Below are 20,104 nucleotides of genomic sequence, written 5' to 3' on the forward strand. Positions count from 1 at the left end.
AGCCACCCATGACCGAGGCGGGCGACAGCCGCGTGACGGCGCTCCAGCGCGGGGGCGGCCTCGCCGCCTGGCGGCAGATCGCGGACGCCCTGGCGGACGAGATCCGCGGCGGGACCCTGGCGGCCGGGGCGCAGCTGCCGGCCGAAGCGGCGCTCGCCGCGCGCTTCGGCGTGAACCGGCACACGGTGCGCCGGGCGCTCGGCGTGCTCGCCGAGGGCGGGCTGGTGCGGACCACGCAGGGGCGGGGCAGCTTCGTGGAGCAGGGCCCGATCGCCTACCCGATCGGCCCGCGCACCCGCTTCTCCGAGATCGTCTCGCGCACCGGGCGCGAGGCCTGGGGCGACCTGATCGCGGCCGCCACCAACCCGGCGGATGCGGACTGGGCCGAGGCCCTGGGGATCGCCCCGGGCGCGCCGATCCTCGAACTCCTCACCGTGCACCGGGCCGACGGCGCCCCGATCTCGACGGCCCGGACCTGCCTGCCCCTGCCGCGCTTTACCGGCTTCGACGCCGCCTACGCCGCCAGCGGCTCGCTCACCCGCGCCTATGCGGGCTTCGGGGTGGCCGACTACACCCGCCTCTCCACCCGAATCGGCGCCCGCCCGGCCAGCCCCGAGGAGGCGGAGCGCCTGGACATCGCCCCCGGCCGCACCCTGATCGCCCTGTCGAGCGTGAACGTGGACGGCGCGGGCACCCGCATCCAGGCCACCCGCAGCCTCTTCGCCGCCGACCGGGTGGAGCTGGTGGTGGAGTGAGGCGGGCTCCGATTCGGCCGGGGCGGGCGACGTGCTGGCAGTACGGGAAAGGCCAGGAGACGGACGAGGCGGACGGGCACGGCGTCGCGGCCGGTCCGATGTGGTCGCGGCACCCGGCCGCCGCGGGCTTCGTTGAGATCGTGGCCCGGGCGGTCTATGCACGGGCCCCATGGACCTCCAAGCTCCCGTGAGTCGCTCCGTGGCTCCCCTCGCCTGCACGCCGCCGCTGAACCGGACGGCGGCGCCGTTCCTGCCCATGAGCCGCGCCGAGATGGACCGGCTCGGGTGGGACGCCTGCGACATCGTCCTGGTGACGGGGGACGCCTACGTGGACCACCCGAGCTTCGGCATGGCCATCATCGGCCGGCTGCTCGAGGCGCAGGGCTTCCGGGTCGGCATCATCGCGCAGCCGGACTGGCAATCGGCGGAGCCGTTCAAGGCCCTGGGCCGGCCGACGCTGTTCTTCGGCGTCACCGGCGGCAACCTCGATTCGATGGTGAACCGCTACACGGCGGACCGGCGCCTGCGCAGCGACGACGCCTATACGGCCGGAGGCGAAGGCGGCGCCCGGCCGGACCGCTGCACCATCGTCTACACGCAGCGCTGCCGCGAGGCCTACAAGGACGTGCCGATCATCCTCGGCGGCATCGAGGCCTCGCTGCGCCGCATCGCCCATTACGATTACTGGTCCGACAAGGTGCGCCGCTCGATCCTGGCGGATGCCAAGGCCGACCTGCTCCTCTACGGCAATGCCGAGCGCGCCGTGGTCGAGGTGGCCAACCGCCTCGCGGCCGGCGAGGCCCCGCAGGATCTCCACTCCGTCCGGGGCGTCGCCCTGTTCCGCCGGGTGCCCGAGCCCTACACCGAGTTGCCCGCCGACGACCTCGATTCGGCCGACGAGGCCGCCAGCCGCCGCCCCGGCGAGACCGTGATCCGGCTCCCCGCCTACGACGAGGTCAAGGACGACAAGGAGGCCTATGCCCGCGCCTCGCGGGTGCTGCACCGGGAGGCCAATCCCGGCAACGCGCGCCCCCTCGTCCAGCGCCACGGCGACCGCGACCTGTGGCTGAACCCGCCGCCGATCCCGCTCTCCAGCGACGAGATGGATGCGGTCTACGACCTGCCCTACGCCCGCGCGCCCCATCCGTCCTACGGCGACGCCAAGATCCCCGCCTGGGACATGATCAAGTTCTCGGTGACGATCATGCGCGGCTGCTTCGGCGGCTGCACCTTCTGCTCCATCACCGAGCACGAGGGCCGCGTCATCCAGAACCGCTCGGAGGGTTCGATCCTGCGCGAGATCGAGCACATTCGCGACAAGACGCCGGGCTTCACGGGCGTGATCTCGGATGTCGGCGGGCCGACGGCGAACATGTACCGGATGGCCTGCAAGGACCCGAAGATCGAGGCGGCCTGCCGGCTGCCCTCCTGCGTCTTCCCCGACATCTGCCCGAATCTGAACACCTCGCACGACGACCTGATCCGGCTCTACCGCAAGGTCCGCGAGGTGGAGGGCGTCAAGAAGGTGATGGTCGCCTCCGGCGTGCGCTACGACCTCGCGGTCCGGAGCCCCGAATACGTCGAGGAGCTCGTGACCCACCACGTCGGCGGCCGTCTCAAGATCGCCCCCGAGCACACCGAGCGCGGCCCCCTCGACCTGATGATGAAGCCGGGCATCGGCACCTACGACCGCTTCAAGGAGATGTTCGACGCCGCCGCCCAGAAGGCCGGGAAGAAGTACTACCTGATCCCGTACTTCATCGCGGCCCATCCGGGCACGACCGACGCGGACATGCTCAACCTCGCCCTCTGGCTCAAGAAGAACGACTACCGCGCCGATCAGGTCCAGACCTTCCTGCCCTCGCCCATGGCGACGGCGACGACCATGTACCACACCGAGATCAACCCCCTGCAGGGCGTACGGCGCGGCGGCAGCGAACCGGTCGACGCGATCAAGGGACTGCGGCAGCGCCGGCTGCACAAGGCGTTCCTGCGCTATCACGACCCCGAGAACTGGCCCCTGCTGCGCGAGGCGCTGCGGGCGATGGGCCGGGCGGATCTCATCGGGCCGCGGCCGGACCAGCTGGTTCCGGTCTCGCAGCCGTCGGGAACGGGCTCCGGGGCGGGCAAGGGGCGGGGCCAGCCGCAGCCCGCCCGCCATCCGGGCGCGCCGCGCTTCACCACGAAGGGCGTGCCGCTGCGGAAGTGACGGTCCCGCGCGCCATGTGCGCGGTCTCACCGCATCCGGGGCGACAGGTGCCCTACGCCCCCCGGATGAGCATCCCCATCCGCGACGTCAGCGTCCCGATCTTCGTCAACGCCCTGCGCAGCATGAGCGCGTGGCTCGACAAGGCGGCATCGGAACAGCCGGAGGCCGCGTTGATCGGCCGGCGGCTGGCGCCGGACATGAAGCCCCTGCCGGCCCAGTATCAGATGGCCTCCGACAGCGCGAAGAACGCGGTGGCCCGGCTCGCCGGGATCGAGGCGCCCGCGATGCCCGACGTCGAGACGACCTTCGCCGAACTCCAGGCGCGCTGTGCCAGGACGATCGCCTTCGTCGAGGGCGTCGATCCGGCCGCCTTGAGCGCGGAGCGCGAGGTGGAGCTGAAATTCCCGAACGGCATGGGATACCGCTTCAGCGGGCAGGCGTATCTCACCGGCTTCGCGCTTCCGAACTTCTTCTTCCACGTCACCACCGCGTACGGCATCCTCCGCAGCGCCGGGGTGGGCCTCGGCAAGATCGACTACCTCCAGCATCTCGGCCCGCCGACCCTCCCCACGACGAAGTAGGCGCGCCAGGCGCCCGAAACCCGAAACCCGAGACCGGGCGCTCGTCGCCGGCCTGCCGGTGGACGCCGTGGCGGCCGATCCGCCCCCCGGCAGGACCCGGATCGTGACGGCCGGGCGGGATCAAGGCGGGCGCGCGCGGGACGAGCCAGGATGTCCCGGCCCGGGGACCGATTGCCCCCGGGCAGAGGATGGGATGCGGGCGGGCCGACGACGTCCCGAACTCACTCGACGAAGCCCCAGGCGGCGTCCCGCGCGCGCCGGTCGTCCTCGTCCATCGGGCACATCCAATCATCCGGGCGAGGAGTTCGGCACGGATCTCGGCAGGCATCCCCGGCGACCGCCGGTGCGGCGGGCGGCGCGGGCCGGACCGGGGATGCCGGTTCCCCCGCGCGGCGCGGGCCGGGCCGGGGCGGATCGCTCGCCCGCGCCCCCCGTCCCGGGGTCCGACCGCCGGCGTGTCGTCTCGGAATCGTCATGGAAGCCCTCCTCAATGGGCCAGGAACCTCAATGGGCCAGGAACAGCGCCGCCGGGCTGCCCCGAAGGAGCGCCCGGGTGACGCCGCCGAAGAAGAACTCCCGGATGGGGGAATGCCGGTAGGCGCCGGCCACGATCAGGTCGGCCCGGAGCATCCGCGCCCGGTCGCACAGCGTCTCCGCGATGCCGTCCGCCACCGGCAGGTCGACGACCGTGACGGCCACGCCGTGGCGCGCCAGATGGGGGGCGAACTCGGCGCCCGGCACGGCGGCATGGAGGTCCTCCGGGTCGGCGACGCAGACGATCTCCACCACCTCGGCCGCGCGCAGGAACGGCAGAGCGTCGTTGGCCGCCCGCGCCGCCTGCGCGCTGCCGTCCCAGGCCACGAAGATCCGCTGAGCGGAGAAGGCCTCGATGCCCGGCGGCACGGCGATGACGGGGCGTCCGCTGATGAACAGGGCCTTCTCGACGATCTCGCGGTCGATGTCGTAGGTCCGGGAGCCCGCGTCGAGGACCGTCAGGTCGTGCAGGCGCGCCTGCCTCGCGAGCCGGCCCACGATCTCCGGGAAGGGCAGGCTCGGCGTCTCGACCGTGCAGATCACGCCCGCCTGCGCCGCATCCCCGGCCACGCGGTCCGCGACGGAGCGAGCCAGCGCATCGAGGCGCCGGTCGATGGCGGCCACGCCGTCGAGGTCGAACGCGCCGAGCCAGGCATCGTCGCCGGTCAGCCGCCACGAGGCCGACTGGACCGTCAGGTGGGCGCCCGCGGCTCTCGCGAGGGTCAGCCCGTAGCCGATGGCGGCGGAGGCCTCCGGGCGGTCGGATTCGATGGCGGTCCCGACGAGGATGTCGCGGATGGCAGAGAGCGGCGAAGGAACGGCCTGGGACATCGTTCGTCTCCCGATTGAGCCGCCCTCAGCCTCGGCCGGTTTCGAACGATCCGCCTTGATCCACCTCAAGTCATCGCGCAGGCCCGATCCCGGCGAACGCGGCCGGGCGGGATTTCCACTGCGTGCCGCGAAGACGGGACGCACCACCACGGACCCGGGAAGGCCTGGAATGCGCGGGACAGCCCGCCCCTGCGATGACGTACCGACCCGGGAGCTTTCCGGCAGGACGTCCCCGACGGCGCCCGCCCTCGGCGAGATGCGCCGATGCCTCGGACGTTCGCCCGGCGGCTCGATCCCCCATGCGGCGACCGGCCGGCCCGGGGCGGACGATCCGGGCCGCGTCAGACCCGATCCGCCCCATCTCGCCGCGGGACCGGCCGCCTAGCGCGCGGCCCCGCCGATCAGGGCCCGGCGCAGGCGTCCCGAGACGGCGTCGATGAGGGCCACGGTCACCAGGATCATCAGGATCAGGAAGGCGACCTGGCGCAGTTCGAGGACGCGGATCAGCTCGCTGAGATACTGGCCGATGCCGCCCGCGCCGACGATGCCGATGATGGTGGCCGAGCGGGTGTTCGATTCGAAGAAGTACAGCACCTGGCTGCCGAGCACCGGCAGCACCGCCGGGATCAGCCCGAAGCGGATGCGGTGCAGCGCGGTGCCGCCGGAGGCGGAGACGCCCTCGCCGGCCTTGGCGTCGGCGGTCTCCACCGCCTCGGAGAACAGCTTGCCCAGCGCCCCGACATCCGCGCACGCGATGGCGAGCGCCCCGGCGAAGGGGCCGAGCCCGACGACGTTGATCCAGATCAGGGCCCAGATCAGCACGTCGACGGAGCGCATCACGTCGAGGCCGCGCCGGACGGTGAAGTGCACGAAGGGGTTCGGCACCACGGTGCGGGCGGCCAGGAACGCCACGGGAAAGGCCAGGAGCGCGGCCGTCAGCGTGCCGATGAAGGCGATGCCGAGGGTCTCGGCCAGCGCCTGGAGGAAGGCGAAGGCCCGGCCGCCGGTCTCGGGCGGCCACATCAGCAGGCTGAACTCGCCGAGGCGGCCGAGACCGGCCAGCAGGCGCGCGCCGGAGACATCGAGGCGCACCAGGGCGTAGGCCGCCAGGGCGGCGAGGCCGGCCAGCGCCAGGACCGCCAGGAGGCGCCCCCGCCAGGCCGGCCGGAAGCTGTCGGGAAAGCGCCGGCGCAGGGCGGCGATCTCGGCCGGGGTCGGGTCGGGGCCGGTCATCGCAGGCCCCCGAGCAGCCCGTGGCGCAGGCGCTCGGTGCCGAGGTCGATCGCCATCACGGTGAGGATGATCAGGACCAGGATGGCGCTGACGTCGGCGTAGTAGAAGTTGCGGATCGCCACGAGGAGCTCCTGCCCGATGCCGCCGGCGCCGACGAAGCCCATGACGCCGGCACCCCGCACGTTGATCTCGAAGCGCAGCAGCCCGTAGGAGACGAAGTTCGACAGCACCTGCGGCAGCACGGCGAAGCGCAGGGTCTCGATCCGCCCGGCCCCGGCGGCGGTGAGGCTCTCCACCGGCCGCATGTCGATGTTCTCGACGACCTCCGAGAACAGCTTGCCGAGCGCCCCCGTGCTGTGGATCGCCAGGGCCAGCACGCCCACCATCGGCCCGAGGCCGAAGGCGATGACGAAGAGCAGCGCGAACACGATCTCGGGCACGGTGCGGCAGAATTCGAGCCCGCGCCGCACCAGGATGCAGGCCGTCCGGCTGCCCGTCACGTTGGCGGCGGCGGAGAAGCACAGGAGGACGCCGCCGATCGCCCCCAGGAGGGTGCCGAGATAGGCCATCAGCAGGGTCTCCCCCAGGAGCCCGAGCCATTTCGGCCCGCCCCAGTACCATTCGGCCAGGTCCCCCGGCAGGTTCGCCCAGGTCAGGGGCGGCAGGATCTGGACGATGTAGTCTGTGAAGCGGCCGAGATGGGTCGCCAGCACCCAGGGGCGCACCTCCGCGGCCCAGGCGGCGAGCCCGGTGAGGACGACGAGCCCGGCGAAGCCCGCCCAGGTCCGGCGCCGGGTCGCGGCGACGACGGCGTCGTAGGCCCCCGCCAGGGCGGCGGCCCGGTCCGGGGGCAGGGGCGCGATCCGCTCAGGCATCGGTCGTCCCCGGCGCGCCCCCGCGCCCACGGCTCGTGACGGGTCCGGTCAAGATTTGCGGCGCTGGTCGTCGTTGAACTTCAGCATCTCGATGATCGGCTGGTAGTCCTTCAGGGTCACGGGGGTGAGGCCCTGGTCCTTGCCGTCCGAGAGCCGGTCGAAGGCCGCCTTGTCGGCCGTGGGCATCGCCACCAGGGCCTCGCGGATCTTCGCCTTGAGGGCGTCGGGCAGGCTCGACAGCATGGCGAAGGGGCCCTCGGGCAGGAAGTCGGACTTGAACACCACGCGGAAATCGGCCTGGCTCATCGGCGTGCCGTCGGGCTTCTTCAGCATGCCCTTGGCGGCCATGCGGGTGACCATGGTGTCGGTGTCGGTGTTGTAGAGGTTGGCCGCCGCGTCCACGGTGCCCTGCACCAGGGCGAGGACCGCGTTCTCGTGGCTGCCGGCATAGACGGTCTTGCCGAAGACCGTGTCGACCGGGTAGCCGGCCTTGTTCAGGAAGAAGCGCGGCGCCTGGTTGCCGGAGGTGGAGTTCGGGTCGACCAGGGCCAGGTTCTTGCCCTTGAGGTCCTCGATCGTCTTGTAGGGGCTGTCGGCGCGCACGTAGACCACCGAATAGTAGCCCGAGGCGCCGGTGTTGTGGCGCTGGTTGACGATGGGCTCGACCTTGACGCCGGTCATCACCGCGCGGGCGAAGGAGGCGGGGCCGTAGAAGGCGAGCTGGGCGTTGCCGGCGCGCTGGCTCTCGATCACGGCGGCGTAGTCGTTGGCGATGCGCAGCTTGACCGGCACCCCGAGGGCCTTCGACAGGTAGGCGGTCATCGGCGCGTAGCGATCGGTGGTGCCCGACGCGTTCTCGGCCGGGATCACCGCCAGGGTCAGCTCCGGATAGGCCGCACTCCAGTCCTGGGCGGCGGCGGGCGCGGCGAGGAGGGCGAGCGCGAGGGCTCCGGCGAGGGATCGGCGGGTCAGCATGGGAAACTCCCGGATGGAGGGTTTCAGGACTCAGGCGACGAGGGCGGCGGGGTAGGGCGCGCGGCGCGCGGGCGCGTCCATGACCTCGCCCGCCTCCAGCCCGTAGAGCTGGCGGGCGACGTCCTCGGTGAGGTCGGCGGGGGCGCCGTCGAACACGAGGCGGCCGTCGGCGAGGCCGACGAGGCGGTCGCAATAGGTGCGGGCCAGATCCAGGGAATGCAGGTTGCACAGGACCGTGATGCCGTGGCGCCGGTTGGCCTCGGCCAGGGCGTCCATGACGATGCGGGTGTTGCGCGGGTCGAGGGAGGCCACGGGCTCGTCGGCCAGGATCAGGTCGGGGGCCTGCATCATCGCCCGCGCGATGGCGACGCGCTGCTGCTGGCCGCCGGAGAGCTGGTCGGCCCGGTGCCCGGCGAAGTCGCCCATGCCGAAGCCGTCGAGGGCGGCCAGGGCCAGGGCGCGCTCGCCCTCGGACCAGAGCTTGAGCAGCGCGCGGTGCCGGGGCACCTCCGAGAGCCGGCCCATCAGGACGTTGCTGAGCACGTCGAGGCGGCCGACGAGGTGGAACTGCTGGAAGATCATGGCGCAGCGCGCCCGCCAGCGCCGCAGGTCCCGCCCGCGCAGGGCCGTGACGTCGAGGCCGTCGAACAGGATGCGGCCGCCCGTCGGCTCGGCGAGGCGGTTGATCATCCGCAGCAGGGTCGACTTGCCGGCGCCCGAGCGCCCGATCACGCCGACGAAGCGGCCGCGGGGGATGGCGAGGGAGACGCGCTCCACGGCGCGGCGGTCGCCGTAACGGCGCGTCAGATCTTCGAGGATCAGCATGCGGGTATCCGGCGCTTCACGATGAACGCCGGTAAACCCGCGGGGCACGACAGGATCATGACAGTTGTTCGGCTAATCGAGAGCTGGAAGCCTCAGGCCTCTGCTTCGTAGCGCTCCAGGAACGCGTCGATCGACAGGGCGCGGAAGTCCGGCAGGGCGCGGCGCAGGCGGGCGTGGTCCCAATCCCACCAGGCCAGGGCCAGCAGGCGCTCGGCGATCGCCTCGGGGAAGCGGCGGCGCACGACCCGGCCCGGATTGCCGACCACGACGGTGTAGGGCGCGACATCCCGCGTCACGATCGTGCCGGCGCCCACCACCGCCCCGGTGCCGATGGTGCGCCCGGCCAGGATGACGGCGCCGTGGCCGATCCAGACGTCGTGGCCGATGCGGACGGGCCGGGCCCGGCGCCGGGCGAAGAAGGCGGGCTCGTCCCGCTCCTCCCCCGGCCAGTAGGCGCCGGCCCGGTAGGTGAAGTGGGATTGCGAGGCCCGCTCCATCGGGTGGTTGCCGGGGTTGATCCGCACGTGGGAGGCGATGGAGCAGAACTTGCCGATGGTGGTGTGGTTCGCCTGCCCGTCCTCGACGATGTACGTGTAATCGTCGAGATGCGTCTCGCTGAGGCGCGTGCGCGCGCCGACCTCGGTGTAGCGCCCGAGGCGGCACGCCGAGAGCTCGGCGGTCGGGTGGACGGCCGGTTCGAGGCCGAGGCGATCGGAGACCATCGGGCGATCCTGTCAGGCGGGGAAGGGGAGGCGGCGTAGGAGGCGGAACGGGCCCGCGCCGTCCTGGACGACCACGCTCACCGCATCGACCGTCAGGTCGGGCAGGCCCGCGGCGGCGGCGGCCAGCAGGGGCAGGGCGGTCGCCCCGTCCTCCGGCCCGAGGGGGCCGGTGAGCGTCATGTGGAAGCGGAAGGCCTCGAAGACGTGCGGGTAGCCCCAGCTCTCCAGCAGCGCCCGGCCGCGGGGATCGAGGCGCTCGGGGCGGCGGCGGGCCCGCTCGGCGGGCGTGAGGGGCGCGCGCAGGGGATCGAGGGCCGCGACGCACTCGGCGGCGAGGAGGCCGAGGGCGGCCGGGGGGGCAACCGGCACCAGGGCGGCGAAGGCCCCGAGGGCGGCGACCCGCAGGGGGCCGACGGGCAGGGGGCTCCGGTGCGCGGCCAGGGCCTCGGCCGCCGCGAGGAGATCGGCCTCGGTGGCGCCGGGGGCGAGGCGCATCGGCGCCTTCAGGGTGGCGTGGAAGCCGTAGGTGCGCGGCTCGGCGGTGTGGGCGGCCAGGATCGCCCGGAGCGCCTCCGGGCCGGGCGCCGGGCCGGGACCGAGGATCGCCTCGCCGAAGGCGGCCAGGGCCGAGCCGGGGGCGGGCGTGAAGTACAGGGCGTATCGGGCGGGTCGGTCCAACGGGGTCGTGTCCTGGCGGCACGCGAGGGGCGGGGTGGGCCGCACGGGGTGCGCCCGCGCGCGAGGTGCCGAAGCGCGCATACCACGGGCGCCCGACGCCGATATGACAGGCTGGGCGCCGTCCGAGGCGCGATGAGGCGATGGCCGTGTCCGCGCGCAGGCACAGACAGATCCGGACCCTGACCCCGCCCTCCCTTGCCGTGGCGGTCGCCCTGCTGGTGGCCGGCGGGGCCGGCGCGCAGGCCGCGGGGGAGGCGCCCACGCGCCGCTTCACGGCCGCCTACGGCCTGAGCTTCCTGAACCTGCCGGCGGGCGAGGCGAGCCTCGCGGTCGAGCGGGCGGACGCGCGCTACGCCCTCGAGCTCGAGGCGGGCCTGCGCGGCCTCGCCGGATTCTTCTTCGACGGGGCCGGCAAGGCCACCGTCGCGGGGTCGACGAATCGCGCCGGCGCGGTCACCGCCACCTTCCGGATCGACAGCCGCTACGGCGGCAAGCCGATCGCGGTGGAACTCGACCTCGCCGGCGGGCGCGTGCGCAGCGCCAGCGTCGCGCCGCCCCCGACCCCGCGCGACGACCGGGTCCCGGTGGCGCCGGAGGACAGGGTCGGCGTGGTCGACCCCCTGACCATGCTGACGATTCCCCTCGGGACCGCTCCCCTGGACCCCGGCCTGTGCGACCGGCGCATCCCGGTCTTCGACGGGGCGAGCCGGGCCGACCTCGTGCTGTCGCGGGGCAGCCTCGCCACGGTGACGGAGGGCGCCTATCGCGGCCCCGCCCTCGACTGCCGGGTGCGCTGGGTGCCGATCTCCGGGCACCGCTCCGGCGGGAGCAACGTCCGCCGCATGGCCGCCAACGACGACATGCGGGTGCGCTTCGCCCCGATCCTCGACGGGGCGCTGCTGCTGCCGCTGTCGATCACGGTCGCCACCGGCTGGGGCTCGGTGCGCATCGAGGCGACCCGCTGGGGCGGGGCGCCGCCGGCCGGCCCGGACGCCCCGGCGGCGAGGCCCGGGGTGACCGTGCGGCTGCCCAACGCCCGCTAGCTGGGGCGTGGCTGGGACCGGCCCCGGCGACGACCTCGTGCCGCCCCGCACGCCGGCGGTGGAACGCCCGTTCCCCCGCCGCGTTCGCCCCGCGACGCAGCACAGGAGACGCCAGCATGGCCAATGCGATGATCCACGACATCTTCAGCGGCACCCCGAACCTCACCACCACGGAGCGCGCCGTCTCGGTGGTGCTCGGCCTCGGCATCGCCGCCGCCGCCGCGCAGCCGCGCCCGAACAAGTGGCTCAGCCTCGCGGCCCTCGTGGTCGGCGCCGGCCTCGCCATCCGCGGCGCCACCGGCCACTGCGCCGTCAAGGCCGCCACCGAGGCCTGACCGGCCCCGCGCCCGGTGCCCACGGCATCGGGCGGATCGCGACCGGACACGAAAAAGGGGCGCCTCGGTGAGGCGCCCCGTCTCGTTTCGGGCTTCGGACGTCGCTGGCCTTACAGCGTGGTGGTCGAGCGGCGGCCCTGGATGAAGCCGTAGATCGCCAGCACGACGATGGCGCCGACGACGGCGCCGATCAGGCCCGCGCCCTGGTTCGGACCGTACCAGCCCAGCGCCTGGCCGAGGAAGGTGGCGACGAAGGCGCCGACGATGCCGAGGATCGTGGTCAGGATGAAGCCGCCGGGCTCGTTGCTGCCCGGCATGATGAACTTGGCGATGACACCGGCCAGAAAGCCGATGATGATGGTCCAGATGATACCCATGAGCTGATCCTCGAACTTGGCCGAACCCTCTGGGTCGGACGTCACTGGCGGCAGGGGCCGGCTTTCGAGCCTTGGCCTTGGCGCATGGGGTGAGAACGCCGCACCCGCGGGATGAGTTGCGCCGCACGACGGGACTTTGTCACGTGGACGGAAACGCCGATCCGGCGCGGCCGGTTCGCCGCGCGCGCCGGGCGCGGGGGGCCTTTACGTTCGGGTCCCCGACGCGGCACAACGCTTGCCCCGAGCCGGGATGCCAAGGGGGCATTCCAGGGGTGCCCCGCGGCATCCCGCGGCCGACACGCGAGAGGCACGTATCCCCGCCATGACGATCCAGCGCTTCGAATCCGGTCCCCGCATGAGCCAGGCCGTCACCTACGGCGACATGGTCTTCCTCGCGGGCCAGGTGGCCGGCACGGTGGTGGGCGCCGGCGTCACCGCGCAGACTCAGGAGATCCTGGGCGAGATCGACCGCCTGCTGGCGGCCGCCGGCACCGACAAGAGCCGCATCCTCACCGCCACCATCTACTTGGCCGACATCGCCACCTTCGCGGAGATGAACGCCGCCTGGGACGCCTGGGTGGCGAAGGACAACCCGCCGGCCCGCGCCACGGTGGAGGCCAAGCTCGCCGCCCCCGAATACCTTGTCGAGATCGTGGTCGTGGCCGCGAAAGGACAGGCATGAGCCGAGCCGGCACCCGCCGCGCGCTCCTGTCCGGGGGGCTGGTCGCCGGGGCGCTCGCCGCCCTGGCGCCCGGCCTGCCGGGGGCCCGGGCGCAGACGCCCGCGCCGCAGGGCGAGCGCGTGGTCAACATCTACAACTGGTCGGACTACATCGACCCGAAGGTGCTCGACGCCTTCACCCGGGAGACCGGGATCAAGGTCGTGTACGACACCTACGACAACAACGAGATCCTCGAGACCAAGCTGCTGGCCGGGCGCTCGGGCTACGACGTGGTGGCCCCTTCCGGGCCGTTCCTGCAGCGGCTGATCCGGGCGGGCGTGTTCCAGCCCCTCGACAAGGCCCGGATTCCCAACCTCGTCCATGCCTGGCCCGAGATCGCCGCGCGGCTCGCCACCTACGACCCCGGCAACACCTACGCCGTGGACTACATGTGGGGCACCACCGGCATCGGCGTGAACCTCGCCCAGGTGCGCGAGCGCCTGGGGGCGAACCAGCCCCTCAACAGCTGGGGCCTCGTCCTCAATCCGGGCCTGATGGCCAAGCTCAAGGATTGCGGGGTGATGCTGCTCGATTCCCCCGAGGACCTGATCCCGAGCCTGCTGCCGTTCTATGGCTTCAAGCCGGATTCCAAGCGCTGGGACGACATCACCCAGGTCACCGACGCCCTGTTCAAGGTCCGCGGCTCGGTGCGCAAGTTCCACTCCTCGGAATACATCAACGGGCTGGCCAACGGCGACCTCTGCCTGGCGGTCGGCTATTCCGGCGACATCATGCAGGCGCGCAAGCGGGCCGAGGAGGCCAAGAACGGGGTCGAGATCGGCTATGTCATCCCCCGCGAGGGCGCGCTGATGTGGTTCGACGCCCTCGCGATCCCGAAGGACGCCCCCCATCCTGCCGAGGCCCACCGCTTCCTCGACTACCTGATGCGGCCCGAGGTGGCGGCGGCCAACACCAACTTCGTCTCCTACGCCAGCGGCAACGCGGCGGCCCGGAAGTTCGTCAAGCCCGAGATCCTGGCCAATCCCGGCATCTACCCGGACGAGGCGACGATGCAGCGCCTCGCCAGCAACACCGCCTGGGACGACCGCACCCAGCGCTTCGTCACCCGGAGCTGGACCCGGGTGCGCACCGGCCGCTGAGGCCGTCGCCGACCGGCCCCCCAAACGAGAACGGCGGCCCCGAGGGACCGCCGTTTCGTGTTTTCGGACGCTCCGACCGGGGGGGGTCAGTTGCTGGCGAGGTGCGGCATCGGGTCGACCGGGGTCGCGCCCTTGCGGATCTCGAAGTGGAGCTGGGGCGAGGTCACGTTGCCGGAGGCGCCGGACTTCGCGATGGTCTGACCGCGCTTGACCTTCTCGCCGGGGCGCACGTCGAGCTCGCCGTTATGGGCGTAGGCCGAGACGTAACCGTTGGAGTGGCGCACCAGGACGAGCTTGCCGTAGCCCTTCACGTCGGAGCCCGCATAGGCCACGGTGCCGTCCTCGGCGGCCTTCACCGCGGTGCCCTCGGGCACCGAGATGTTGATGCCCTCGTTGCCGGAGGTGCCGTAGCCCGAGATCACCCGGCCCTTGGCGGGCCAGCGGAAGGACTGCTCGGAGGCGGCGACCGACCCGGTGCTCGCCGGCTCTGCCTTGGGCGCCTCGACCGCAGCGACCTTCACGGGCGCCTTGGCGGCCTCCTTGGCGGCGGCCTCCGCGGCCTTCGCCTCGGCGACCTTGCGGGCGGCCTCCTTGGCGGCGTCGGCCTTGGCCAGCTTGGCCGCCTCGGCCTCGGCCGTCTTGCGGGCCGCCTCGGCCTTCTTGGCCGCGTCCTTGGCCGCGTCCGCCTTCGCCTCGGCCTTCACCTCCGCCTTGGCTTCCTTGATCTCGATCTTGCGGACCGCCTTGTCCTCGGCCTTGGCGACGGCCTGACCGGGACGGGGATGGGCCTTGCGGGCCTCGGCCGCCTTGGTCTCGGCGAGCTTGGCGGCGGCCGCCGCCTTCTCCGAGGCCTTGCGGGTCTCGGAGGCCTTCGCAGCCTCCACGACCTTGCGGGCTTCGGCGAGCTTGGCGGCCTCGGCCTGGCGCTTGGCCTCGACCTTGGCCTCGGCGGCCTCGCGGGCCTCCGCCTCGCGGCGGGCGTCGGCGGCACGCTTCTCGGCGGCCCGGTCGATCACCTTCGGGGCCGGCGCGGCGGGCACTGCGCGGGTGCTCATGCGGGCCGCATCGGGATTCATGCCCGAGACCGCCGAACCCGTCATGCCGCCCGAGACCGGCTCGGTGGAGGCGAGACGCGTGGTCTGGGGCCGGGCCGGGGCGGGGGCCGCCGCCATCGGGCGGGGCGACATGGCCGCCGGCGAGGAAGCCGCGCCCGGGGCCCCGAGGGCCTGGGACTGGATGCGGCTGGTGCGCACCACCGGCGCCGGGGCGATCTCGCCGTCGGGCAGGCTGCCCGTCGCGGCGGGCTCGCTCGACAGGTTCGAGGCAAATGGATTGCCGAAGGGATCGCCCAACCGGGACGCATCCGAAGAACAGGCGGCCGCACCGCCTCCAATCACGCCGATGAGCGCGAAACGCGACAGCGTCCTCAACCCTCGACCAGTCCCGCGAACCCGCATCGACGCACCTGTTTGCCTGACGCAACTTGATGACGTCATTCAAACCCGATTCAGGTTAAGCAACCGTTCCGATTCACCACGTTCGCGGCAAGGACGGGGCTCCGCCGGAACCTTTCGCGCTACAGGACGCCGGCGCGCCCCGGGGTGAGCGGCGCCAGCCGGACGGCCGCGCCGGGGCGCACGTCCAGGGCGCCGTCCGGTCCCCGCGTCCAGGTGACGAGGCCCGCCGCCTCGGGCCGGCCGACCGGGGCGACGAGGCGGCCGCCGGGGCCGAGCAGGTCGCCGAAGTGCCCAGGAATCGCCGGAACCGTCCCGTTGAGGAGGATGCGGTCGAAGGGCTCCGCCCCCCGCAGGGTCGCCGGGTGCAGCCCGTCCCCGATGGTGATCGTGGCGAGCGGCCGGTCCTCCGGCACGAGGTTGTCGCGGGCCTCGTCCGCCAGGGTGGCGTAGCGCTCGAGGCTGCGGACATGGGCGGCGCCCAGCCGCAGCAGCAGGGCGGTGACGTAGCCCGAGCCGGTGCCGATCTCGAGGATGCGGGCGCCCGGGCGCAGGCCCAGGGCCTTCAGCATCGCCGCCACCGTGGTCGGCGCCGTCATGGTCTGCCCGCAGGCCAGGGGCAGGGCGAGGTCGCGCCGGGCGAGGTCGCGGTGCCGGGCCGGGGCGAAGCGCTCGCGCGGCACCCGCTCCATCGCCCGCAGGGTGTCGGTGTCGCGCACGCCGCGGCCCCGCAGGGCCATGACGAAGGCGGCATCCTCGATCGAGCCCTCGTGCATCATGGCTGATTCTCGAAGAAGGCCCATTGTCTCTGGGTGTGTGCCGCAGGGGGGACGGCTTGTCCCGGGCGCGGCTGCTCAGAGTTGCGGCTCGGATTCGAATGGAACGCGTTCCCCTCCCCCCTGCGGGGAGGGGGCAGGGGTGGGGGTCGCTCCGCTGGCCTCAGTCGGTCGCGGGTCACCCAGCCACCCCCACCTCCCACGCCTCCCACGCCTCCCCACAAGGGGGAGGAGGGCCGCATCGGGCTGAGCAAAACGATTGCTAAACCTCCGAAAAACCCTGCGCGAAGCGCGTCAGGCTCGGCTCGTCGGTGAGGTCGAGGCGCAGCGGCGTGACCGAGATGCGCTTCTCCGCGATGGCCTTGAGGTCGGTGCCGTGGCCGGGCTGGAACGTCGCCTTGGCGAAGGCGAGCCAGAAATAGGGATTGCCGCGCCCGTCCTGGCGCGCATCGATCTGGAGCAGGGCCTGGTTGCGGAAGCCCTGCGCCGTCACTGCCGTGCCCAGGACCTCCCCGGGCTCGCAATCGGGGAAGTTCACGTTGACGACGATGCCGGGCTCGATGCCGATGTCGAGGATCTTGCGGACGACCCCGGGGCCGTGCTCGGCGGCGCAGTGCCACTTGATGGCGCCGCGCCCGCCGGCCCCGTAGGCCTGGCTCAGCGCGATCGATTTCACGTTGAGGATCGTCCCCTCCATGGCCGCCGCGATGGTGCCCGAATAGGTCACGTCCTCGGCGACGTTCTGGCCGCGGTTGACGCCCGAGAGCACCAGGTCGGGCCCGTGGTCCTTGAGGATGTGGCGCACGCCCATGATCACGCAGTCGGACGGCGTGCCCTTCACGGCGAAGCGCTTCTCGGCGACCTGGCGCAGACGCAGGGGGTCGTTCAGCGAGAGGGAATGCGAGACGCCGGACTGGTCGGTCTCCGGCGCCACCACCCAGACGTCGTCCGAGAGGGCCCGGGCGATCCCCTCCAGGGTCTCGAGCCCCGGCGCGTGGATGCCGTCGTCGTTGGTGACGAGAATGCGCATCAGCTCTTGAACCCCTCGATCCGATCGATCCCGCCCATATAGGCCTTCAGCACCGACGGCACCGTGACGCTGCCATCCGGGTTCTGGTAGTTCTCCATGACGGCGATGAGCGCGCGGCCCACGGCCACGCCGGACCCGTTGAGGGTGTGAACGAAATTCACCGCCTTGCCATCCCGGGCGCGGACGCGCGCGTTCATCCGCCGCGCCTGGAAGTCGCCGCAGACCGAGCAGGACGAGATCTCGCGGAACGTCTCCTGGCCCGGCATCCAGACCTCGATGTCGTAGGTCTTCTGGGAGGCGAAGCCCATGTCGCCGGTACACAGCGTCATGATCCGGTAGGGCAGGTCGAGCTTCTTCAAGACCGCCTCGGCCGAGCCCAGCATGCGCTCGTGCTCCGCGGCCGACTGCTCCGGATGGGTGATCGAGACGAGCTCGACCTTGTTGAACTGGTGCTGGCGCAGCATGCCGCGGGTGTCCCGCCCCGCCGAGCCGGCCTCGGCCCGGAAGCACGGGGTGAGGGCGGTGAAGCGCAGGGGAAGCTCTTCCTCGCGCAGGATGCTCTCGCGCACGAGGTTGGTGAGGGGGACTTCCGCCGTGGGGATGAGCCAGTGCTCGCCCGCCTGGAACTGGTCGTCCCGGAACTTCGGCAGCTGCGCCGTGCCGAACATCGCCTCGTCGCGGACCAGGATGGGCGGCGCCACCTCGGTGTAGCCGTGCTCGCCGGTATGCAGATCGAGCATGAACTGCCCGAGCGCCCGCTCCAGGCGGGCGAGCTGGCCCTTGAGCACCACGAAGCGAGCGCCGGACATCCGGGACGCGGCCTCGAAATCCATCAGGCCCGAGGCCTCGCCGATCTCGAAATGCTGCTTTCCGGTGGCGAGCTGGGGCCGGTGCGCCGCGAAGCGCCGGTACTCCACGTTGCCGTGCTCGTCGGCGCCCTCGGGCACCTCCGGGTTCGGGCGGTTCGGGATCGCGGCGAGGCGCGCGTCGAGGGTCGCCGCCGCCTCCGCCTGCGCGGCTTCCAGGGCCGGGGCCTCGTCCTTCAGGCGGGCGACCTCGGCCATCAGCGCCTGCGCCCGGTCCTCGTCCTTGGCCTTCTTGGCGCCGCCGATCTCCTTGGCAAGCGCGTTGCGGCGCTCCTGGTTGCCCTGCGCGGCCGAGATCGCGGACTTGCGCGCGTCGTCCAGGGCTATCAGCTCGGCGGCGAGCGGCGCCAGCCCGCGGCGGCGCAGGGCCTCGTCGAAGGCGTCCGGGTTCTCGCGGATGGCGCGGATGTCGTGCATGGGCTCGGCTCGTACGATGCGAGCCCGACGCTTAGCCGCATCGGACCCGGCCCGACAAGCGCGGCCGGGTGATCCCCCCGCTACTGCGCGCGGATCTGGCGCTCGGCCGCCTTGTCCTCGGCGCGCCCGTAATTGATGAAGAACAGGTTCCCCTCCACGGGGCGCCCCTTCTGCAGGTTCGTGAGCTGCACCGTGGTCTGGTAGCCCTGCGGATCGGTGATCCGCCACTGGCTGAGGGTCTTCACCTCGGCGTCGAAGAAGAGCTGGATCTTCGAGGTGCCGCCCAGCGTCGAGCGGTCCTCCAGGGCGATGCGCAGGCCGCCCGGATCGTTGGCCACGTCGGTGACGGAGAGATCGCGGGCGAGGTCGATCTTGTCGCGCAGCAGGAATTTCAGGGGCGTCTGCGAGATGAAGTAGAGGTCCTGGGTGCCGAGCTTGCGGTCCTTGACCGCCACCGAGGTCCCGTCGGCCACGATCTCGAGAGGGGAGGGCTGGTCGTAGTCGAAGCGCAGGCGGCCGGGCTTGGCCAGCGTCAGCTTGCCGCCGATCCGGCGCCCGTCCGGGCCGATCTGGACGAAGCTGCCGGTGAGCGTGGTCATGCCGTTGAAGTAGGCGTTGGCCTGCGCGATCACCGTGGCGTCGTCCGCCTCGACCGCGACGGCGGCTGCGGCGGGCGCGCCCACGGCCGCGACCTTGGCGGCCTTTCCGTCGGCGACCTTGCCGTCGGCGGCCTTCCCATCGGCAGCCTTCGGATCCGCGGCCTTGGCCTCGCCCCTGGGGGCTTTCGCCTCGCCCTTGGCCGCCTTGTCGGACGGCTTCGTGGTCTTCGGCGCCTGGGCGACGGGCTTCTTCGGAGCGGCGGCCGGGGGCGCGGCCTCCGGGGCGGGCTCCGGCTCGGGGGCCGGGGCCGGCTGCTCCTTGCGGCCGAACAGGCCGTCGAGGAACGAGGAGACCTGGGCGGAGGCCGGCTGCGGCAGGGCGAGGCCCGCCGCCAGGACGAGCAGCGGACCGGCGGCGAGGCGGTGACGGCGGCCGATCATCGGGACGCTCCCTTGAGGCGATGCGTAGGCGTGCGGATCGAGTGCGGGTGGTGCCCGCTTAGAAGCCCGCCCTGTGGCGAATATGCGACGGGTGGGACGGCCACCGCCCCACCCGCGCCATCCGGCTCAGTCGTCGTAATCCATCATGCCGGAGGCGGCGTGGCCGCCCTCCATCAGGATCTCGCGCTTGCCGGCATGGTTGGCCGGGCCGACGATGCCCTCGATCTCCATCCGCTCCATGATGGAGGCGGCGCGGTTGTAGCCGATCTGCAGGCGGCGCTGGATGTAGCTCGTCGAGGCCTTGCGGTCGCGCATCACCACCTGCACCGCCTGGTCGTAGAGCTCGGCGCCGGGATCGATGCCGCCGCTGCCCGCATAGGCGCCGGCGTCGAAGATCGGGGCGTCGCTGTCCTCGATCTCGGCCGCCTGGGCCTTCTCGGCCCGGTCGGCCTTGTCCGCCTTCGCGCCCTTGGCGGGCTTCTCGTCGCCGCTGCCGTCGTCGGCCGTGACGGCCTCGAGGTAGGAGGGCCGGCCCTGGCGCTTGAGGTGGGCGACCACGCTCTCGACCTCCGCATCCGAGCAGAACGGCCCGTGCACGCGCGTCGTGCGCCCACCGCCGGCCATGAACAGCATGTCGCCCTGGCCCAGCAGCTGCTCGGCGCCCATCTCGCCCAGGATCGTGCGGCTGTCGATCTTGCTCGTCACCTGGAAGGAGATCCGGGTCGGG

21 protein-coding genes are annotated in these 20,104 nt (G+C 72.6%); 7 read left to right on the top strand and 14 right to left on the bottom strand.

All coding sequences use genetic code 11. The annotated features are described in order from the left end of the window. Positions 1 to 8 precede the first annotated feature (8 nt). The 3 genes from phnF to ASG63_RS12145 all read left to right on the top strand — a co-directional run bounded on the left by phnF (position 9) and on the right by ASG63_RS12145 (position 3,545). The gene (phnF, locus tag ASG63_RS12135; RefSeq protein WP_056216417.1) at positions 9 to 755 is read left to right on the top strand and encodes a phosphonate metabolism transcriptional regulator PhnF; all 747 of its coding nucleotides are present in this window, start codon (positions 9 to 11) and stop codon (positions 753 to 755) included. Positions 756 to 1,011: 256 nt separating this feature from the next. Next, positions 1,012 to 2,964: a YgiQ family radical SAM protein gene (locus ASG63_RS12140; RefSeq protein ID WP_156394182.1), complete on the top strand. Its 1,953-nt coding sequence runs from the start codon at positions 1,012 to 1,014 to the stop codon at positions 2,962 to 2,964. Positions 2,965 to 3,029: 65 nt separating this feature from the next. Beyond that, positions 3,030 to 3,545, top strand: a complete 516-nt coding sequence (locus ASG63_RS12145) for a DUF1993 domain-containing protein (RefSeq protein ID WP_056216422.1) — start codon at positions 3,030 to 3,032, stop codon at positions 3,543 to 3,545. A gap of 504 nt (positions 3,546 to 4,049) precedes the next feature. Here the strand turns inward: ASG63_RS12145 and ASG63_RS12150 are convergent. The 7 genes from ASG63_RS12150 to ASG63_RS12180 all read right to left on the bottom strand — a co-directional run bounded on the left by ASG63_RS12150 (position 4,050) and on the right by ASG63_RS12180 (position 10,218). Then, complete coding sequence (locus ASG63_RS12150) at positions 4,050 to 4,910, bottom strand: universal stress protein (protein WP_056216423.1); 861 nt, start codon at positions 4,908 to 4,910, stop codon at positions 4,050 to 4,052. A gap of 381 nt (positions 4,911 to 5,291) precedes the next feature. Continuing rightward, positions 5,292 to 6,143: a phosphonate ABC transporter, permease protein PhnE gene (gene phnE / locus ASG63_RS12155; protein WP_056216425.1), complete on the bottom strand. Its 852-nt coding sequence runs from the start codon at positions 6,141 to 6,143 to the stop codon at positions 5,292 to 5,294. Beyond that, entirely contained in the window at positions 6,140 to 7,018 is an 879-nt protein-coding gene (gene phnE, locus ASG63_RS12160) for a phosphonate ABC transporter, permease protein PhnE (RefSeq protein WP_056216428.1), read from the bottom strand. The genes phnE (ASG63_RS12155) and phnE (ASG63_RS12160) overlap by 4 nt, the downstream gene beginning before the upstream one ends. 48 nt (positions 7,019 to 7,066) lie before the next feature. Continuing rightward, on the bottom strand, positions 7,067 to 7,993 hold the full coding sequence (gene phnD / locus ASG63_RS12165) for a phosphonate ABC transporter substrate-binding protein (protein WP_056216431.1): 927 nt from the start codon (positions 7,991 to 7,993) through the stop codon (positions 7,067 to 7,069). Between the two features lie 30 nt (positions 7,994 to 8,023). Continuing rightward, a complete protein-coding gene (gene phnC, locus ASG63_RS12170) occupies positions 8,024 to 8,818 on the bottom strand; it encodes a phosphonate ABC transporter ATP-binding protein (protein WP_056216433.1) in 795 nt (264 codons plus the stop codon). 92 nt (positions 8,819 to 8,910) lie between these two features. Continuing rightward, positions 8,911 to 9,540 (bottom strand): DapH/DapD/GlmU-related protein, encoded by a 630-nt coding sequence (locus ASG63_RS12175; protein WP_056216434.1) that lies wholly within the window; start codon positions 9,538 to 9,540, stop codon positions 8,911 to 8,913. A 12-nt stretch (positions 9,541 to 9,552) separates the two neighbouring features. Further along, positions 9,553 to 10,218, bottom strand: coding sequence for a DUF1045 domain-containing protein (locus ASG63_RS12180; protein WP_056216437.1), 666 nt, complete (start codon positions 10,216 to 10,218; stop codon positions 9,553 to 9,555). A 140-nt stretch (positions 10,219 to 10,358) separates the two neighbouring features. Between ASG63_RS12180 and ASG63_RS12185 the strand changes: the two genes are divergently transcribed. Then, complete coding sequence (locus ASG63_RS12185; protein ID WP_082504141.1) at positions 10,359 to 11,261, top strand: DUF3108 domain-containing protein; 903 nt, start codon at positions 10,359 to 10,361, stop codon at positions 11,259 to 11,261. A gap of 116 nt (positions 11,262 to 11,377) precedes the next feature. After that, positions 11,378 to 11,596 carry a YgaP family membrane protein gene (locus tag ASG63_RS12190; protein ID WP_056216439.1) on the top strand — a complete coding sequence of 73 codons (219 nt, stop codon included), beginning with the start codon at positions 11,378 to 11,380 and terminating at the stop codon, positions 11,594 to 11,596. 110 nt (positions 11,597 to 11,706) lie between these two features. On the opposite strand, the gene ASG63_RS12195 is transcribed toward ASG63_RS12190, so the two are convergent. Then, positions 11,707 to 11,973 carry a GlsB/YeaQ/YmgE family stress response membrane protein gene (locus ASG63_RS12195; RefSeq protein WP_056185315.1) on the bottom strand — a complete coding sequence of 89 codons (267 nt, stop codon included), beginning with the start codon at positions 11,971 to 11,973 and terminating at the stop codon, positions 11,707 to 11,709. 322 nt (positions 11,974 to 12,295) lie between these two features. Here ASG63_RS12195 and ASG63_RS12200 point away from each other — a divergent pair, with 322 nt between their 5' ends. Further along, complete coding sequence (locus ASG63_RS12200; RefSeq protein WP_056216442.1) at positions 12,296 to 12,655, top strand: RidA family protein; 360 nt, start codon at positions 12,296 to 12,298, stop codon at positions 12,653 to 12,655. Continuing rightward, a complete protein-coding gene (locus ASG63_RS12205) occupies positions 12,652 to 13,794 on the top strand; it encodes a polyamine ABC transporter substrate-binding protein (RefSeq protein WP_056216444.1) in 1,143 nt (380 codons plus the stop codon). The genes ASG63_RS12200 and ASG63_RS12205 overlap by 4 nt, the downstream gene beginning before the upstream one ends. Before the next feature lie 86 nt (positions 13,795 to 13,880). Here the strand turns inward: ASG63_RS12205 and ASG63_RS12210 are convergent, their stop codons facing one another. The 6 genes from ASG63_RS12210 to ASG63_RS12235 all read right to left on the bottom strand — a co-directional run. After that, positions 13,881 to 15,251, bottom strand: coding sequence for a M23 family metallopeptidase (locus ASG63_RS12210; protein ID WP_056216446.1), 1,371 nt, complete (start codon positions 15,249 to 15,251; stop codon positions 13,881 to 13,883). 119 nt (positions 15,252 to 15,370) lie between these two features. Next, positions 15,371 to 16,027 (bottom strand): protein-L-isoaspartate O-methyltransferase family protein, encoded by a 657-nt coding sequence (locus tag ASG63_RS12215; RefSeq protein WP_156394180.1) that lies wholly within the window; start codon positions 16,025 to 16,027, stop codon positions 15,371 to 15,373. 259 nt (positions 16,028 to 16,286) lie between these two features. Continuing rightward, on the bottom strand, positions 16,287 to 17,054 hold the full coding sequence (surE, locus tag ASG63_RS12220) for a 5'/3'-nucleotidase SurE (RefSeq protein WP_056216447.1): 768 nt from the start codon (positions 17,052 to 17,054) through the stop codon (positions 16,287 to 16,289). Next, positions 17,054 to 18,337: a serine--tRNA ligase gene (serS, locus tag ASG63_RS12225; protein WP_056216449.1), complete on the bottom strand. Its 1,284-nt coding sequence runs from the start codon at positions 18,335 to 18,337 to the stop codon at positions 17,054 to 17,056. Before serS ends, surE begins: the two co-directional genes overlap by 1 nt. A gap of 80 nt (positions 18,338 to 18,417) precedes the next feature. Then, the gene (locus tag ASG63_RS12230; protein WP_056216451.1) at positions 18,418 to 19,377 is read right to left on the bottom strand and encodes a LolA family protein; all 960 of its coding nucleotides are present in this window, start codon (positions 19,375 to 19,377) and stop codon (positions 18,418 to 18,420) included. 126 nt (positions 19,378 to 19,503) lie between these two features. Continuing rightward, on the bottom strand, positions 19,504 to 20,104 hold a 601-nt coding region (locus ASG63_RS12235), incomplete at its 5' end, for a DNA translocase FtsK (RefSeq protein WP_162248643.1).

This window comes from Methylobacterium sp. Leaf94 (assembly GCF_001426045.1).
In the GTDB taxonomy this organism is placed as follows: Bacteria; Pseudomonadota; Alphaproteobacteria; order Rhizobiales; family Beijerinckiaceae; genus Methylobacterium.

Coding starts and splice junctions, on each gene's coding strand:
- surE (WP_056216447.1), bottom strand. CDS start 17,054: ATGCGCATTCTCGTCACCAACGACGACGGCATCCACGCGCCGGGGCTC.
- ASG63_RS12190 (WP_056216439.1), top strand. CDS start 11,378: ATGGCCAATGCGATGATCCACGACATCTTCAGCGGCACCCCGAACCTC.
- ASG63_RS12195 (WP_056185315.1), bottom strand. CDS start 11,973: ATGGGTATCATCTGGACCATCATCATCGGCTTTCTGGCCGGTGTCATC.
- ASG63_RS12215 (WP_156394180.1), bottom strand. CDS start 16,027: ATGATGCACGAGGGCTCGATCGAGGATGCCGCCTTCGTCATGGCCCTG.
- ASG63_RS12145 (WP_056216422.1), top strand. CDS start 3,030: ATGAGCATCCCCATCCGCGACGTCAGCGTCCCGATCTTCGTCAACGCC.
- ASG63_RS12150 (WP_056216423.1), bottom strand. CDS start 4,910: ATGTCCCAGGCCGTTCCTTCGCCGCTCTCTGCCATCCGCGACATCCTC.
- ASG63_RS12205 (WP_056216444.1), top strand. CDS start 12,652: ATGAGCCGAGCCGGCACCCGCCGCGCGCTCCTGTCCGGGGGGCTGGTC.
- ASG63_RS12200 (WP_056216442.1), top strand. CDS start 12,296: ATGACGATCCAGCGCTTCGAATCCGGTCCCCGCATGAGCCAGGCCGTC.
- ASG63_RS12230 (WP_056216451.1), bottom strand. CDS start 19,377: ATGATCGGCCGCCGTCACCGCCTCGCCGCCGGTCCGCTGCTCGTCCTG.
- ASG63_RS12175 (WP_056216434.1), bottom strand. CDS start 9,540: ATGGTCTCCGATCGCCTCGGCCTCGAACCGGCCGTCCACCCGACCGCC.
- phnF (WP_056216417.1), top strand. CDS start 9: ATGACCGAGGCGGGCGACAGCCGCGTGACGGCGCTCCAGCGCGGGGGC.
- phnC (WP_056216433.1), bottom strand. CDS start 8,818: ATGCTGATCCTCGAAGATCTGACGCGCCGTTACGGCGACCGCCGCGCC.
- ASG63_RS12185 (WP_082504141.1), top strand. CDS start 10,359: ATGGCCGTGTCCGCGCGCAGGCACAGACAGATCCGGACCCTGACCCCG.
- ASG63_RS12210 (WP_056216446.1), bottom strand. CDS start 15,251: ATGCGGGTTCGCGGGACTGGTCGAGGGTTGAGGACGCTGTCGCGTTTC.
- phnE (WP_056216428.1), bottom strand. CDS start 7,018: ATGCCTGAGCGGATCGCGCCCCTGCCCCCGGACCGGGCCGCCGCCCTG.
- phnE (WP_056216425.1), bottom strand. CDS start 6,143: ATGACCGGCCCCGACCCGACCCCGGCCGAGATCGCCGCCCTGCGCCGG.
- serS (WP_056216449.1), bottom strand. CDS start 18,337: ATGCACGACATCCGCGCCATCCGCGAGAACCCGGACGCCTTCGACGAG.
- phnD (WP_056216431.1), bottom strand. CDS start 7,993: ATGCTGACCCGCCGATCCCTCGCCGGAGCCCTCGCGCTCGCCCTCCTC.
- ASG63_RS12140 (WP_156394182.1), top strand. CDS start 1,012: ATGAGCCGCGCCGAGATGGACCGGCTCGGGTGGGACGCCTGCGACATC.